14 protein-coding genes are annotated in these 14,215 nt (G+C 65.3%); 6 read left to right on the forward strand and 8 right to left on the reverse strand.

The window, feature by feature from the left end; all coding sequences use genetic code 11:
- Nucleotide 1: 1 nt before the first annotated feature.
- From J7U46_RS03080 to cysS, 3 genes are all read right to left on the reverse strand, one after another.
- Nucleotides 2-973, reverse strand: coding sequence for an acetyl-CoA carboxylase carboxyltransferase subunit alpha (locus J7U46_RS03080; RefSeq protein WP_282823360.1), 972 nt, complete (start codon nt 971-973; stop codon nt 2-4).
- Between the two features lie 79 nt (nt 974-1,052).
- Nucleotides 1,053-1,703: a DNA-3-methyladenine glycosylase gene (locus J7U46_RS03085; RefSeq protein ID WP_282823361.1), complete on the reverse strand. Its 651-nt coding sequence runs from the start codon at nt 1,701-1,703 to the stop codon at nt 1,053-1,055.
- A gap of 4 nt (nt 1,704-1,707) precedes the next feature.
- Entirely contained in the window at nt 1,708-3,087 is a 1,380-nt protein-coding gene (gene cysS / locus J7U46_RS03090) for a cysteine--tRNA ligase (RefSeq protein WP_282823362.1), read from the reverse strand.
- Nucleotides 3,088-3,324: 237 nt separating this feature from the next.
- Here cysS and J7U46_RS03095 point away from each other — a divergent pair, with 237 nt between their 5' ends.
- The 5 genes from J7U46_RS03095 (at nt 3,325) to J7U46_RS03115 (ending at nt 6,547) form a co-directional block, all read left to right on the forward strand.
- Nucleotides 3,325-3,867 carry a tetratricopeptide repeat protein gene (locus tag J7U46_RS03095; RefSeq protein WP_282823363.1) on the forward strand — a complete coding sequence of 181 codons (543 nt, stop codon included), beginning with the start codon at nt 3,325-3,327 and terminating at the stop codon, nt 3,865-3,867.
- A gap of 66 nt (nt 3,868-3,933) precedes the next feature.
- A complete protein-coding gene (locus tag J7U46_RS03100) occupies nt 3,934-4,521 on the forward strand; it encodes a peptidylprolyl isomerase (RefSeq protein ID WP_282823364.1) in 588 nt (195 codons plus the stop codon).
- Complete coding sequence (locus J7U46_RS03105) at nt 4,518-5,021, forward strand: peptidylprolyl isomerase (RefSeq protein ID WP_282823365.1); 504 nt, start codon at nt 4,518-4,520, stop codon at nt 5,019-5,021. Before J7U46_RS03100 ends, J7U46_RS03105 begins: the two co-directional genes overlap by 4 nt.
- Nucleotides 5,008-5,778: a UDP-2,3-diacylglucosamine diphosphatase gene (locus tag J7U46_RS03110; protein ID WP_282823366.1), complete on the forward strand. Its 771-nt coding sequence runs from the start codon at nt 5,008-5,010 to the stop codon at nt 5,776-5,778. The genes J7U46_RS03105 and J7U46_RS03110 overlap by 14 nt, the downstream gene beginning before the upstream one ends.
- A 1-nt stretch (nt 5,779) precedes the next feature.
- Nucleotides 5,780-6,547 carry a M90 family metallopeptidase gene (locus tag J7U46_RS03115; protein WP_282823367.1) on the forward strand — a complete coding sequence of 256 codons (768 nt, stop codon included), beginning with the start codon at nt 5,780-5,782 and terminating at the stop codon, nt 6,545-6,547.
- Nucleotides 6,548-6,570: 23 nt separating this feature from the next.
- On the opposite strand, the gene clpA is transcribed toward J7U46_RS03115, so the two are convergent.
- Complete coding sequence (clpA, locus tag J7U46_RS03120; RefSeq protein WP_282823368.1) at nt 6,571-8,895, reverse strand: ATP-dependent Clp protease ATP-binding subunit ClpA; 2,325 nt, start codon at nt 8,893-8,895, stop codon at nt 6,571-6,573.
- On the reverse strand, nt 8,892-9,248 hold the full coding sequence (gene clpS / locus J7U46_RS03125) for an ATP-dependent Clp protease adapter ClpS (RefSeq protein ID WP_282823369.1): 357 nt from the start codon (nt 9,246-9,248) through the stop codon (nt 8,892-8,894). Before clpS ends, clpA begins: the two co-directional genes overlap by 4 nt.
- A gap of 214 nt (nt 9,249-9,462) precedes the next feature.
- On the opposite strand from clpS, the gene J7U46_RS03130 reads away from it, so the two are divergent.
- A complete protein-coding gene (locus J7U46_RS03130) occupies nt 9,463-9,726 on the forward strand; it encodes a cold shock domain-containing protein (RefSeq protein WP_282823370.1) in 264 nt (87 codons plus the stop codon).
- 90 nt (nt 9,727-9,816) lie between these two features.
- Here J7U46_RS03130 and icd read toward each other — a convergent pair whose 3' ends face one another.
- From icd to J7U46_RS03145, 3 genes are all read right to left on the reverse strand, one after another.
- Nucleotides 9,817-11,070 carry an NADP-dependent isocitrate dehydrogenase gene (gene icd, locus J7U46_RS03135; RefSeq protein WP_282823371.1) on the reverse strand — a complete coding sequence of 418 codons (1,254 nt, stop codon included), beginning with the start codon at nt 11,068-11,070 and terminating at the stop codon, nt 9,817-9,819.
- A 98-nt stretch (nt 11,071-11,168) separates the two neighbouring features.
- Nucleotides 11,169-13,406 (reverse strand): NADP-dependent isocitrate dehydrogenase, encoded by a 2,238-nt coding sequence (locus tag J7U46_RS03140; RefSeq protein ID WP_282823372.1) that lies wholly within the window; start codon nt 13,404-13,406, stop codon nt 11,169-11,171.
- Between the two features lie 120 nt (nt 13,407-13,526).
- Complete coding sequence (locus J7U46_RS03145) at nt 13,527-14,213, reverse strand: sulfite exporter TauE/SafE family protein (protein ID WP_282823373.1); 687 nt, start codon at nt 14,211-14,213, stop codon at nt 13,527-13,529.
- Nucleotides 14,214-14,215: the final 2 nt, after the last annotated feature.

The raw sequence follows: 14,215 nt of genomic DNA on the forward strand, positions 1-14,215 counted from the left end.
CTCAGCGGTTCTTGGTGTCGCCGAAGCGGCCATAGGCCTGCAGGCGCTCGTAGCGGCGCTCCAGCAGGGCGTCCGGCTTCAGGTCGCTGACCTGGCGCAGGGCGTCGCCGAGGGCGCGCTTCAGGCTGGAAGCCATCTGCTTGGCATCGCGGTGGGCGCCGCCGACCGGCTCGCTGACGATCTTGTCGATCAGGCCCAGGGCCTTCAGGCGGTGGGCGGTGATGCCCAGGGCCTCGGCCGCCTCGGAGGCGCGGGCGGAAGACTTCCAGAGGATGGAGGCGCAACCTTCCGGCGAGATCACCGAATAGGCGGCGAACTGCAGCATCAGCACCTGATCAGCCACGCCGATGGCCAGGGCGCCGCCGGAGCCGCCTTCGCCGATCACGGTGGCGATGATGGGCACTTCCAGCTGGGCCATCTCGAAGATGTTCTTGCCAATGGCCTCGGACTGACCACGCTCCTCGGCACCGATGCCTGGATAGGCGCCCATGGTGTCGATGAAGGTGAAAACCGGCAGGCCGAACTTCTCGGCCAGTTTCATCAGGCGCAGGGCCTTGCGGTAACCCTCGGGGCGCGGCATGCCGAAATTGCGCAGCGTGCGCTCCTTGGCGTCGGAACCGCGCTGATGGCCGACGATCATGCAAGGCTGGCCATTGAAGCGGGCCAGGCCGCCGACGATGGCCGGGTCATCAGCGAAATGGCGGTCGCCGTGGAGTTCCTGGAACTCGGTGAACACCTCTGCGCAGTAGTCCAGGGTTTGCGGGCGCTGCGGATGGCGGGCGATCTGGTAGACCTGCCAGGGCATCACATTGCCGTAGATGTCCTTGGTCAGCTGCTGGCTCTTCTTGGAGAGGCGGTCGATCTCTTCGGAGATGTCGACGGCCGACTCGCTTTGCACGTAGCGCAGCTCTTCGATCTTGGTTTCGAGCTCGGCGATCGGCTGCTCGAATTCGAGGAAGTGTTTCTTGCTCATCCTGCTAGGGTCTCTCAGTGATGATGGGCCTTGTCGGCGGGCGGCTCAATGGAGCCGGGCGCGGGAGGCTGCCAGGGCGTCAGTAATCCACAGGCAGCGGATCGAGGCTGCGCCAAATGTACCATGTGGCTACCGAGCGGTAGGGAGCCCAGGCCTCGCCCACTTCGCGTGCCTCGGCCCGCGATACCGGCTCGCCGGAGAAGTAGTTTTCGCTGATGCCCTTGAGCAGGCCCAGGTCGTCCAGCGGCATCACATTGGGCCGCATCAGGTGGAAGATCAGGAACATCTCGGCCGTCCAGCGGCCGATGCCGCGGATCGCCACCAGCTCCTCGATGATGGCTTCGTCGTCCATCTGCTGCCATTGGCGCACATGAACATTGCCAGCCTCGAAGTTCTGCGCCAGGTCACGTAGGTATTCGATTTTGCGGGCCGACAGTCCGGCCGCCCGCAAGGTCTCGACGGCCAAGCCGAGCACCGCCGCCGGCTGGATCTTTGAAGACGGGCCATCGGTCAGTGCCGCAAAACGGTTCCAGACCGCCTGGGCGGCCTTGACCGAGATTTGCTGGCCGACGACCGAGCGGGCCAGCGTCGTGAACGCGTCGCCCTTGCTCTGCAGCCTGGCCTCGCCGAACTGGGGGATGAGCTTCTTCATCACCCGGTCGCGCTTGACCAGGTGGCGGCAGGCCTCATCCCAATACTCCGGGGTCACCCCCGCCGATGCGCGTGCCATCCGCTCAGGCCTTCACCCAGGAGGTGCCTTGCGGCGTGTCCTTCAGCTCGATGCCCTGGGCGGCCAGCTCCTTGCGGATGCGGTCGGCCTCGGCAAAGTTCTTGGCGGCCTTGGCGGCGGCACGGGCGTCGATTTGCGCCTGGATGGCGGCTTCATCGAGGCCGCTACCGCCTTGCAGATAGGCCTTGGGCTCTTGCTGAAGAATACCCAGCACGCCTCCGAGGGCCTTCAAGAGACCGGCGCGTTCGGCCGAGCGTTCGCGGTTGACCTCGCCGGCCAGTTCGAACAGCACGGCCAAGGCGCCCGGCGTGCCGAAGTCTTCGTCCATCGCGGCCTTGAAGGCGGCGGCGCTGGGCTCGCTCCAATCGATCGCCACCTCGGCCGGCGCCACAGCGTCGAGCGCCGTGTACAGGCGGGTCAACGCCGTGCGCGCATCTTCCAGGTGGGCGTCGCTGAAGTTGAACGGGCGGCGGTAGTGCGTGCGCAGCATGAAGAAGCGCAGCGACTCGCCGTCGAACTTATGCAGCACGTCGCGGATGGTGAAGAAGTTGCCCAGGCTCTTGGACATCTTCTCGCCGTCGACATTCAGGAAGCCGTTGTGCAGCCAGTAGCGGGCGAACGGATAGCCCGCGCCCTGGCTCTGGGCGATCTCGTTCTCGTGGTGCGGGAACTGCAGGTCGGCACCGCCACCGTGGATGTCGAAGCTCTCGCCCAGCAGCGCGCAGCTCATGGCCGAGCATTCGATGTGCCAGCCGGGACGGCCTTCATGGAAGCCGGCGGGGCCGCCTGCCCACTTGGCATCGGCCGGCTCCTCGGCCTTGGCGGCCTTCCAGAGCACGAAGTCCAGCGGGTCCTGCTTGCCCGAATCGACGGCCACGCGCTCGCCGGCGCGCAGGTCGTCGAGGCTCTTGCCGCTGAGCTTGCCGTAGCCCTCGAACTTGCGCACCGCGAAATTGACGTCGCCATCGGCCGCGCGGTAGGCCAGTCCGCGCTGCTCGAGGCGCTCGATCAGGCTCAGCATCTGCGGCACGTAGTCGGTGGCGCGCGGCTCCTGGTCGGGCGAGAGCAGGCCCACAGCCGAGAAATCTTGGTGCATGGCCGCGCTCATCTCGTCGGTCAGCTGCCGGATGGTGATGCCGCGCTCGACGGCGCGTTTGATGATCTTGTCGTCGATGTCGGTGATGTTGCGCACGTAGGTGACCTTCAGGCCGCTCGCACGCAGCCAGCGGTAGATCACGTCGAACGCCATGTTCATGCGCAGATGCCCCATGTGGCAGAGGTCGTAGACCGTGATGCCGCAGACGTACATGCGCGCATGGCCAGGGTCGATGGGGGCAAAAGGCTCGACCGCGCGGGTCAGCGTGTTGTAGATGCGCAGGGACATGGGACTTCTGGTGACCGCGGCCTCGGCTGCGAAAGCCGGCGGCGCGGGAATTCTTCGATGCTTGGGTGCTTCTTCTGGGTGCGGGGGCGGCTGGCGCCGGCCCTGGATGCACCAGGGCGCGTTTGGCGGCAGCGCCTTAGAATGCCAATCCAGTATACCGACAGGGGTCTGGCATCGCGCCAGCACTGACCCTGCCCCGGCGTGCGCATCCGCACCGCAACCCGAAGAATCACCACGATGTCCACCCTCCGGCGCCCCGCGCGGCTTCTTGCCCTCCTGGTCCTCGCCCTGCCCCTGGCGAGCTTCGCCATCGCGCCGCTCGATGAAGCCCAGGCCCTCTGGCACGCCGGCAAGCAAGTCCAGGCCATCGCCGCTGTCGAGCGCCTGGTCAGCCAGTCGCCCAACGACGCCAAGCCGCGCTTCGCACTGGCCGTGATGCGCATGGAACTCGGTGAGCTCGACGCGGCCGCCAAGCTGTTCACCGCGCTGACGCAGGACTTCCCCGACCTCGCCGACCCCTTCAACAACCTGGCCGTGATCCAGGCCGGCCGTGGCGAGCTCGATGCCGCCCGCCTGGCCCTGGAACAGGCCGTGCGCCTGCAGCCCGACCATGCGCTGGCGCAGGAGAACCTGGGCGACGTGCTGTTGCGCCTGGCCGCTCGTGCCTATGAGCAGGCCGCCAAGCTGACCAGCCCCACGCAGGCCCAGGCGAGCCTGAAGCTGAGCCGCTCGCGCGAGCTGATCGCCAGCAACGCACGCAACAACGACAGCAAGCGCTGAGCCACAATCACTCTCTCGCCGGCCCAGCCTGGCGGCATGCCCATCCACTCAGAGACCAGACCGCCGATGAAACGCCTCGCCTCCAAGAGCCTGCAAGCCCTGGCCGCCCTCAGCCTCAGCCTGGCCTTCAGTGCTGGCGCGCTGGCGCAGACCGTGGTCAAGCTGACGACGACCGTCGGTGACATCCGCGTCGAGCTCGATGCCGAGAAAGCGCCCAAGACTGTTGCCAATTTCATCGCCTACGTGAAGGCCGGCCACTACAACGGCCTGATCTTCCACCGCGTGATCGAAAACTTCATGATCCAGACCGGCGGCTACACGACCAAGCTCGAAGGCCGCCCGACCAAGGCACCGATCCCGCTGGAGAGCGCCAACGGCTTGAACAACGTGCGCGGCAGCATCGCCATGGCGCGCAGCAGCAATCCCGACTCGGCCACCTCGCAGTTCTTCATCAACACGGTCGACAACCCCGGCCTCGACGCCGAGAACGCCCGCGACGGCAAGGGCTATGCCGTGTTCGGCCGCGTCATTGAGGGCATGGAGGTCGTCGACCAGATCCGTGCCGTGCCCGTGGCGGCCAAGAGCGATGCTTTCCAGCACCTGCCGCTCACCCCCATCCTGATCACCAAAGCCATTGTGGAGTCCAAGAAATGAGCCATACCGTCGAACTGCATACCAACAAGGGCGTGATCCGCATCGAACTCGATGTCGAGAAGGCGCCGCTGTCCGTCGCCAACTTCCTGAGCTACGTGCGCAAGGGCCACTACGACGGCACGATCTTCCACCGCGTCATCAAGGGTTTCATGATCCAGGGCGGCGGCATGGAAGCCGGCATGAAGCAGAAGTCCACCGACGCGCCGATCCAGAACGAAGCCAACAACGGCCTGACCAACGATCACTACACGCTGGCCATGGCACGCACCAATGCGCCGCACTCGGCCTCCAGCCAGTTCTTCATCAACACCACCAACAACGGCTTCCTGAACTTCAAGTCCGAATCGCCTTCGGGCTGGGGCTATGCCGTGTTCGGCAAGGTGGTCGAGGGCAAGGACATCGTCGACGCGATCGAGAAGGTCAAGACCGGCCGCAGCGGTTTCCATGACGATGTGCCGCTGGAAGATGTGGTGATCGAGCGCGCGGTTGAAGTCAATTGAGACGCCGGCGTTCGCCAGCCTGATCGCGCCGTCCAGCTGGACGGCGATTGATCTGCTGTCGGACCTGCACCTCTCGCCCGCCCTGCCCCGCACGGTTGAGCGCTTGCGTCGCCATCTGGCTGAAACGCCGGCCTCGGCGGTGCTGCTGCTCGGCGACATCGTCGAGGTCTGGCTCGGCGACGATGCCCGCTTCGAAGGCTTCGAAGCCGAGATCACCGCCCTGCTGCGCGAAGCCGCCCAGCAGCGTCCGCTGTTCTACATGATCGGCAACCGCGACTTCCTGGTCGGCGAGCAGATGCTGGCCGACTGCGGCATGCAGGCGCTGGCCGACCCGACGGTGCTCCGCGCCTTCGGACAAGAGATCCTGCTGACGCATGGCGACGCACTGTGCCTGGCTGACCTTGAGTACCAGCACTTCCGCGCCATGGTGCGCGACCCGGCCTGGCAGCAACGCACGCTGGCCCAGCCGCTGGCCGTGCGCCAGGCCTTGGCCAAGCAACTGCGCGATGCCAGCCAGCAAAAGCAGGCCGCACAGGAAACCTACGCAGACCTCGACACCGAGGCCTGCGTGGCCTGGCTGCAAGCGGCCGGCTGCACGCAGATGATCAATGGCCACACGCACCGGCCGATGACGCATGAGCTGGGCCAAGGCCTGCAGCGCCACGTGCTGTCCGACTGGGACTTCGATGACGAGTCGCCGCGTGGCGACGTGCTGCGCCTGAGCGCCGCCGGCCTGCAGCGCATCCAGCTGAGTTGAGATGTTCGGCCGCCTCCTGAAGGCCTGGCAACAGCGCCGCGAGGCCGCGCTACTGCAACGCCACGCCATCCCCGAGCCGCTCTGGCAGTTGACGCTGGCGCGCTATCCCTTCGTGAACGCCCGCAGCCCGGACGACCTGATCGAGCTGCGCCGCCTCTGTTCCCTGTTCCTCGCGCAAAAGGAATTCCACGGCGCCGCCGGCTTCGTGGTCACCGACGAGGTGGCCCTCGCCATCGCGGCGCAGGCTTGCCTGCCCATCCTCAAGCTGGGGCTCTCCTGGTACGACGGCTTCGTCGGCATCGTCGTCCATGCGAACGAGGTGCTGGCGCAGCGCGAGTCCATGGATGAGGACGGCGTCGTCCACCAGTACGAGGAGCTGCTGGCCGGCGAGGCCATGGAAGGCGGCCCGCTGATGCTGGCCTGGAGCGAGGCCGACGCCAGCATCGAGCCGGGCGACAGCGTCTACAACGTCGTCATCCACGAGTTCGCCCATGTGATCGACATGCGCGATGGCTGGGCAGACGGCGTGCCGCCGCTCGCCAGCACCGCCGAGCGCGAGGCCTGGCTGGACGTGATCGAACCCGAATGGGCCGAGTTCTGCGAGCGCGTCGATGCCGGCGAGGTGACGCTGATCGATCCCTACGGCGCCGAGAGCCTGGAAGAATTCTTCGCCGTGGCCGTGGAGGCCTTCTTCGTCGCGCCGCTGGAAATGAAAAACGAGCAGCCGCGTTTGCACGCGCTGCTCGCTGGGTTCTTCAAGCAGGGCTGAAGTTTCAACCCTCCTTCAGTCCGTCAGTTCGTGGTCGCCGGCTCCGCCTTGGGCTTGTTGTCCTTGGCTGGTTTCAGCGGCTGGATGTCGAGCGTGGTGTTGCCCTCGGCATCCACATCCACGCTCAGGCGGCCGCCGTCGACCAGCTTGCCGAACAGCAGCTCGTCTGCCAACGCGCGGCGGATGGTGTCCTGGATCAGGCGCTGCATCGGGCGCGCGCCCATCAGCGGGTCGAAGCCCTTCTTGGCCAGGTGCTGCCGCAAGGCATCGCTGAAGGTGACCTCGACCTTCTTCTCGGCCAACTGGCTCTCCAGCTGCAGCAGGAACTTGTCGACCACGCGCAGGATGATCTCTTCGTCCAGCGCGCGGAAGGACACGATGGCATCCAGCCGGTTGCGGAACTCGGGCGTGAACAGGCGCTTGATGTCGGCCATCTCGTCGCCCTGCTCGCGGGCGTTGGTGAAGCCTATGGTCGACTTGTTCATGGTCTCGGCGCCCGCATTCGTCGTCATGATGATGATGACGTTGCGGAAGTCGGCCTTGCGTCCGTTGTTGTCGGTCAGCGAGCCATGGTCCATCACCTGCAGCAGGACGTTGAAAACGTCGGGATGCGCCTTCTCGATCTCGTCGAGCAACAGCACCGCATGCGGCTTCTTAGTGATGGCCTCGGTGAGCAGACCGCCCTGGTCAAAGCCCACATAGCCCGGCGGCGCGCCGATCAGGCGGCTGACGGCATGGCGCTCCATGTACTCCGACATGTCGAAGCGGATCAGCTCGATGCCGAGGATGTAGGCCAGTTGCTTGGCCACCTCGGTTTTGCCGACGCCGGTGGGGCCGCTGAACAGGAAGCTGCCAATCGGCTTGTCCGGCTTGCCAAGGCCCGAGCGCGCCATCTTGATGGCGGCGGCCAGCGCATCGATAGCCGGTTCCTGACCGAACACCACACTTTTCAGATCGCGGTCCAGGCTCTTCAGCTTGCCGCGGTCGTCGGTCGACACCGAGGCGGGCGGGATGCGCGCGATCTTGGCGACGATGTCCTCGACCTCGGCGCGCGTGATGGTCTTCTTCTGCTTGCTCTTTGGCAGGATGCGCTGGGCGGCACCGGCCTCATCGATCACGTCGATGGCCTTGTCCGGCAGGTGGCGGTCGTTGATGTACTTGGCGGACAGCTCAGCAGCCGCCTGCAAGGCACCCAGCGCGTACTTGACGCTGTGGTGCTCCTCGAAGCGCGACTTCAGGCCCTTGAGGATCTCGATGGTCTGCTCGACCGAGGGCTCGTTCACATCGACCTTCTGGAAGCGCCGCGACAGCGCCGCATCCTTCTCGAAGATGCCGCGGTACTCGCTGAAGGTGGTGGCGCCAATGCACTTCATCGCGCCCGAGCTCAGCGCGGGCTTCAAGAGATTGCTCGCGTCCAGCGTGCCGCCCGAGGCCGCACCGGCGCCGATCAGCGTGTGGATCTCGTCGATGAAGAGGATGGCATGCGGCTGCTCTTTCAGCTGCTTCAGCACGGCCTTGAGGCGCTGCTCGAAGTCGCCGCGGTACTTGGTGCCGGCCAGCAGCGCGCCCATGTCCAGCGAATAGACCACCGACTCGGCGAGGACCTCCGGAACATCACCTTCGGTAATCCTCCAGGCCAGGCCTTCGGCAATGGCGGTCTTGCCCACGCCAGCCTCGCCGACCAGCAGCGGGTTGTTCTTGCGGCGGCGGCACAGCACCTGCACCACGCGCTCGACTTCGGGCTCGCGGCCGATCAGCGGGTCGATCTTGCCTTCCTTGGCCTGCTGGTTCAGGTTCTGCGTGAACTGCTCCAGCGGCGAGCCCTTGCCCTGCGGCTCAGCTTCCTCGCGCTCGCTGCTTTCCTGGCCGCTGCCATTGCCTTCCGAGCCCTTCGGGGGCTCGGGCGGCTCACTCTTCTTGATGCCGTGGGCGATGTAGTTCACCACGTCCAGGCGCGTCACACCCTGCTGGTGCAGGTAATAGACGGCGTGCGAATCCTTCTCGCCGAAGATGGCCACCAGCACGTTGGCGCCGGTCACTTCCTTCTTGCCGGAGCCGGTGGACTGCACATGCATGATGGCGCGCTGGATCACGCGCTGGAATCCAAGCGTGGGCTGGGTATCGACTTCATCGGTACCGCCCACCGTAGGCGTGTTTTCCTTGATGAACTGCGACAGGCTCTTGCGCAGGTCTTCGATATTGGCCGAACAGGCGCGCAGCACTTCGGCCGCGCTGGGGTTGTCCAGCAGGGCCATCAGCAGGTGTTCCACGGTGATGAACTCGTGGCGCTGCTGGCGTGCTTCGACAAACGCCATGTGCAGGCTGACTTCAAGCTCTTGGGCAATCATGCGGCCTCCATAATGCACTGCAAGGGATGGCCTGCACGCCGCGCGGCAGCCAGCACCAATTCAACTTTCGTAGCGGCCACGTCCTTGGTGAACACACCGCAGACGCCCCGCCCCTCGTGATGGATTTTGAGCATGATCTGGGTCGCCGTATCCAGATCGTGGCGAAAAAATTCCTGCAACACCATCACGACAAACTCCATCGGCGTGAAATCGTCATTCAGAAGCAGCACCTGGTAGAGGCGCGGCGGCTCGGTTTTCTGCGGCACGCGCTCCAGCGTGGTCGTGCCGTCCACGTCCTCCCGGCCGGGTTTGACGACAGGGGGCGCAGGCGGCTGACGGGGGGTCTCTGACATGGCTTCAATTCTATCGATTGGGCCAGGGCGCCGCCCGCCACCGGCTGCTAACCCATCTGGGGACGCCGGCCTTAGGCACAAGTGTCGATAGCCAGCTTTCGCACCACCCATACGGGTGGGCCCTCCGGGTCGCTACGAGATTGACACGACGCTGACAAGCCTTTGAGAATCCGCCTCGGTGCGTTAGACACCGGGATGGAGAATTGGAGAAAGTATGCAATCAGGAACCGTCAAATGGTTCAACGATGCCAAAGGCTTTGGCTTCATTGAACCCGAACAAGGTGGCGAAGATGTTTTCGCTCATTTTTCGGCGATCAAGATGGAGGGTTTCCGCACGCTGCGACAGGGTGGACGCGTGACCTTTGAGCTGGTGCAAGGCCCCAAGGGCCAGCTGGCGCAGAACATCACGCCGGTGGAAGGCGAAGGCGAGATGCCACCGCCCACTGCGCAGGAGTCCAGCCTGAGCGCCGCCGCCTGAGGCGAGAAGTCAGGCATCAAGACGAAGGCCCGCTGCAAGCGGGCCTTTTTGCTGGCGAATCGCAACCCACGAGAGCGGGCTGCCTGCGACTCACATGTGGTCGATCATGACCTGGCCGAAGCCCGAGCAAGACACCTGGGTCGCGCCGTCCATCAGGCGGGCGAAGTCATAGGTCACCTTCTTGCTGGCGATGGCCTTCTCCAGCGCGCTGATGATCAGGTCGGCCGCTGCCGTCCAGCCCATGTGGCGCAGCATCATCTCGGCCGACAGGATCTCGGAACCGGGGTTCACGTAGTCCTTGCCGGCGTACTTGGGTGCCGTCCCATGCGTGGCCTCGAAGCAGGCCACCGAGTCCGACATGTTGGCGCCCGGCGCAATGCCGATGCCGCCCACCTGGGCCGCCAGCGCGTCGGAGATGTAGTCGCCGTTCAGGTTCAAGGTGGCAACGACCGAGTACTCGGCCGGGCGCAGCAGGATCTGCTGCAGGAAGGCGTCGGCAATCGAATCCTTGATCGTGATGGTCTTGCCACTCTTCGGATTCGTCAGACGGCACCAGGGGCCGCCATCGATCAGCTCGGCACCGAATTCCTTCTGCGCCAGCGCATAGGCCCAGTCACGGAAGCCACCCTCGGTGTACTTCATGATGTTGCCCTTGTGCACGATGGTGACGCTGGGCTTGTCGTTGTCGATGGCGTACTGGATCGCCTTGCGCACCAGGCGCTCGGTGCCTTCTCGTGAGACTGGCTTGATGCCGATGCCCGAGGTCTCGGGGAAGCGGATCTTCTTGACGCCCATCTCCTCCCGCAGGAACGTGATCAGCTTCTTGGCCTGTGCGCTCTCGGCCTCGTACTCGATGCCGGCGTAGATGTCCTCCGAGTTCTCGCGGAAGATGACCATGTTGGTCTTCTCGGGTTCCTTCAGCGGCGAGGGCACGCCCTTGAAGTACTGCACCGGGCGCAGGCAGACGTAGAGGTCCAGTTCCTGGCGCAGCGCCACGTTCAAGGAGCGGATGCCGCCGCCCACCGGCGTCGTCAGCGGGCCCTTGATCGAGACCACGAACTCGCGCAGCGCGGCCAGCGTTTCTTCCGGCAGCCAGACGTCAGGGCCATAGACCTTGGTCGACTTTTCGCCAGCGTAGACCTCCATCCAGTGGATCTTCTTCTTGCCGCCATAGGCCTTGGCCACGGCCGCATCGACGACCTTGAGCATCACCGGCGTGATATCGAAGCCAGTGCCGTCGCCCTCGATGTAGGGAACGATGGGCTCGTCCGGCACATTAAGCGACATGTCGGCGTTGACGGTGATCTTGGCGCCCTGCTCAGGGACCTTGATGTGCTGGTACATGGGGAAGCGTCTCCGAAATGATCGAAAAAATTCTAGCGCGGGCCTGATATGAGAAAGCCGGCACGAGGGCCGGCTTGCATCTGGCGATCAGCGCGCGATCAGCCAGCCACCGAGGCCAGCGCAGCGTTGAAGGTCGCGCTCGGGCGCATCACAGCCGACAGCTTGGCCATGTCGGGCAGGTAGTAGCCGCCGATGTCGACCGGCTTGCCCTGCACCGCCGCCAGTTCGGCCACGATGGCGGCTTCCTTCTCGGCCAAGGTCTTGGCCAGCGGCGCAAACTTGGCGGCCAGCTCGGCGTCCTCGGTCTGCGCAGCCAGGGCCTGGGCCCAGTACAGCGACAGGTAGAACTGGCTGCCGCGGTTGTCCAGCTGGCCGGTCTTGGGACTGGGGTTCTTGTTGTTGTCCAGCAGCTGGCCTGTGGCGGCGTCCAGCGTCTTGGCGAGCAGCTTGGCGCGGGCGTTGTTGTTCTTCAGGCCCAGGTCCTCGAGGCTCACGGCCAGGGCGAGGAACTCGCCCAGCGAATCCCAGCGCAGGTGGTTCTCTTCCACCAGCTGCTGCACATGCTTAGGAGCCGAGCCACCAGCACCCGTCTCGTACATGCCGCCGCCGGCCATCAAGGGCACGATGGACAGCATCTTGGCCGACGTGCCCAGCTCCATGATGGGGAACAGGTCGGTCAGGTAGTCGCGCAGGATGTTGCCGGTCGCGCTGATGGTGTCGAGGCCACGGATCACGCGCTCGAGCGTGTAACGCATCGCACGCACCTGGCTCATGATCTGGATGTCCAGGCCCTGCGTGTTGTGCTCATGCAGGTACATCTTGACCTTGGTGATCAGCTGGGCCTCGTGCGGGCGGAACTGGTCCAGCCAGAACACCACCGGCATGCCCGAATTGCGGGCGCGGTTGACGGCCAGCTTGACCCAGTCGCGGATCGCGGCGTCCTTGCACTGGCACATGCGCCAGATGTCGCCCTGCTCCACGTCCTGGCTCATCAGCACTTCGCCGCTGTCCAGGTCGGTGATGTTGGCGACGCCGTCTTCGGAGATCTCGAAGGTCTTGTCGTGAGAGCCGTATTCCTCGGCCTGCTGGGCCATCAGGCCGACGTTCGGGACCGTGCCCATGGTCTTCGGATCGAAGGCGCCATGCCACTTGCAGAAGTTGATCATCTCCTGGTAGATGCGGGCGAAGGTCGACTCCGGCATCACGGCCTTCACGTCCTTCAGGCGGCCATCGGCGCCCCACATCTTGCCGCCGTTGCGGATCATCGCGGGCATCGAGGCGTCGACGATGATGTCATTAGGCGAGTGGAAGTTGGTGATGCCCTTGGCCGAGTCGACCATGGCCAGCTCGGGGCGGTGCTCGTGGCAGGCGTGCAGGTCGCGCTTGATCTCGTCCTGCTTGCTCTGCGGCAGCGTGGCGATCTTGTTGTACAGATCGACCATGCCGTTGTTGACGTTGATGCCCAGTTCGTCGAACAGCTTGCCGTGCTTCTCGAAAGCCTCACGGTAGAAGATGCGCACGCAGTGGCCGAACACGATGGGGTGCGAGACCTTCATCATCGTGGCCTTGACGTGCAGCGAGAACATCACGCCGGTCTGGCGCGCGTCTTCGATTTCCTTCTCATAGAAGTCCAGCAAGGCCTTCTTGCTCATGAACATGCTGTCGATCACCTCGCGGTCCAGCAGGGCCACCTTGGGCTTCAAGACGATGGTCTTGCCACTCTTGGTGATCAGCTCCATCTTGACGTTGCGCGGGCGGTCCAGCGTCATCGACTTTTCGCCGTGATAGAAGTCGCCGGCATGCATGTGCGAGACATGCGAGCGCGAGGCCTGGCTCCAGTCGGCCATGCTGTGCGGGTTCTTGCGGGCGTATTCCTTGACAGCCTTGGGAGCACGGCGGTCGGAGTTGCCTTCGCGCAGCACCGGGTTCACGGCCGACCCGATGCACTTGTTGTAGCGGGCGCGGATGTCCTTCTGCTCGTCGGTCTCGGGCTTCTCGGGGAAGTCGGGGATCTTGTAGCCCTTGTCCTGCAGCTCCTTGATGGCGGCCTTCAGCTGGGCCACCGAAGCGCTGATATTGGGCAGCTTGATGATGTTCGCTTCGGGCTTGAGCGTCAGCTTGCCGAGGGCCGCCAGGTTGTCGGTCACGCGCTGGTCTTCGGACAGGCATTCGGGGAACTGGCCCAGGATGCGGCCGGCCACCGAGATGTCGCTGGTCTCGACGTTGATGCCCGCCGGTGCCGCGAACGCACGGACGATGGGCAGGAACGAGGCCGTGGCCAGCAGCGGCGCTTCGTCGGTCAGGGTGTAGATGATGGTCGGTTGCTGAGTAGTCATGAGGTATCCAGATCGGCCCATCAAACAGGCCCGAGGGTGAACAACTAGAGCGGCGATTCTAGGGCAGGTGCGTGGGCTGCGGGTCCAAGTCTTATATAAGTCTTGGCCTTGATCGGCAGCTCAGACGGGCAGGCCGCAGAGCGCCGCGACCTGCAGCCAGACACCGTGCCCCAGGGCCCAGCCGGAGGCCGCGATCAGCGCCAGGCCGGCAGCACGCACCGCCCAGGCCATGCCCCGGGCGCCCACGGCCTTCAGCAGCAGGCCCGGGCCGAGCGCCAGGCCCGCGCCCGAAGCCGCAGCAAAAGAGGCCATCACCAGGGCACCCGCCGCCGGTCCGCTGGCGAGGCCGGCTGTCAGCAACGCCGATTGCAAGAGACCGCAGGGCCAGGCCACCCACGCGAGGCCCACGAGGCCCGAGCGTGCCGGCGCCGACAGCACGACCCGCCCTGCCCCCGGCGGCGCCAGCGTCGCCACTTCGGCCTGCCGGCCGATCCGGCTGAGCCAGGCCGGCTGCCGTGCGAACACCAGCAAATAGAGGCCGAGCAACAGGGCCGCGCCATGGACCAGCAGCCACAACGGCCGCAACCAGGCCGCTGCGCCGCCCAGCCAGGCCAGGGCGCCCACGCTCGCCGCCACCACGGCACCGCCCAGCGCATAGCTGAGCAGCCTGCCCAGCTGGAACGCGCCTGCCGCACTGCGCCCGCCGCTTCCGCAGGCCGCAGCCGCCGGGCCGCACATGGCCAGGCAATGGGGCGTGCCGGCCAGGCCCATCATCAGGGCCGAGCCGGCGAGTGCGAGATCGAGCATGG

The sequence above is a fragment of the Pelomonas sp. V22 genome, from assembly GCF_030014915.1.
Taxonomy (GTDB): domain Bacteria; phylum Pseudomonadota; class Gammaproteobacteria; order Burkholderiales; family Burkholderiaceae_C; genus JAUASW01.

Bases quoted from the DNA above. Each gene is read 5' to 3' on its own strand.
- icd (WP_282823371.1), bottom strand. From the start codon at position 11,070: ATGTACCAGCACATCAAGGTCCCTGAGCAGGGCGCCAAGATCACCGTC.
- J7U46_RS03105 (WP_282823365.1), top strand. From the start codon at position 4,518: ATGAGCCATACCGTCGAACTGCATACCAACAAGGGCGTGATCCGCATC.
- J7U46_RS03085 (WP_282823361.1), bottom strand. From the start codon at position 1,703: ATGGCACGCGCATCGGCGGGGGTGACCCCGGAGTATTGGGATGAGGCC.
- J7U46_RS03095 (WP_282823363.1), top strand. From the start codon at position 3,325: ATGTCCACCCTCCGGCGCCCCGCGCGGCTTCTTGCCCTCCTGGTCCTC.
- J7U46_RS03100 (WP_282823364.1), top strand. From the start codon at position 3,934: ATGAAACGCCTCGCCTCCAAGAGCCTGCAAGCCCTGGCCGCCCTCAGC.
- J7U46_RS03130 (WP_282823370.1), top strand. From the start codon at position 9,463: ATGCAATCAGGAACCGTCAAATGGTTCAACGATGCCAAAGGCTTTGGC.
- J7U46_RS03140 (WP_282823372.1), bottom strand. From the start codon at position 13,406: ATGACTACTCAGCAACCGACCATCATCTACACCCTGACCGACGAAGCG.
- J7U46_RS03145 (WP_282823373.1), bottom strand. From the start codon at position 14,213: ATGCTCGATCTCGCACTCGCCGGCTCGGCCCTGATGATGGGCCTGGCC.
- J7U46_RS03080 (WP_282823360.1), bottom strand. From the start codon at position 973: ATGAGCAAGAAACACTTCCTCGAATTCGAGCAGCCGATCGCCGAGCTC.
- clpS (WP_282823369.1), bottom strand. From the start codon at position 9,248: ATGTCAGAGACCCCCCGTCAGCCGCCTGCGCCCCCTGTCGTCAAACCC.
- J7U46_RS03115 (WP_282823367.1), top strand. From the start codon at position 5,780: ATGTTCGGCCGCCTCCTGAAGGCCTGGCAACAGCGCCGCGAGGCCGCG.
- clpA (WP_282823368.1), bottom strand. From the start codon at position 8,895: ATGATTGCCCAAGAGCTTGAAGTCAGCCTGCACATGGCGTTTGTCGAA.
- cysS (WP_282823362.1), bottom strand. From the start codon at position 3,087: ATGTCCCTGCGCATCTACAACACGCTGACCCGCGCGGTCGAGCCTTTT.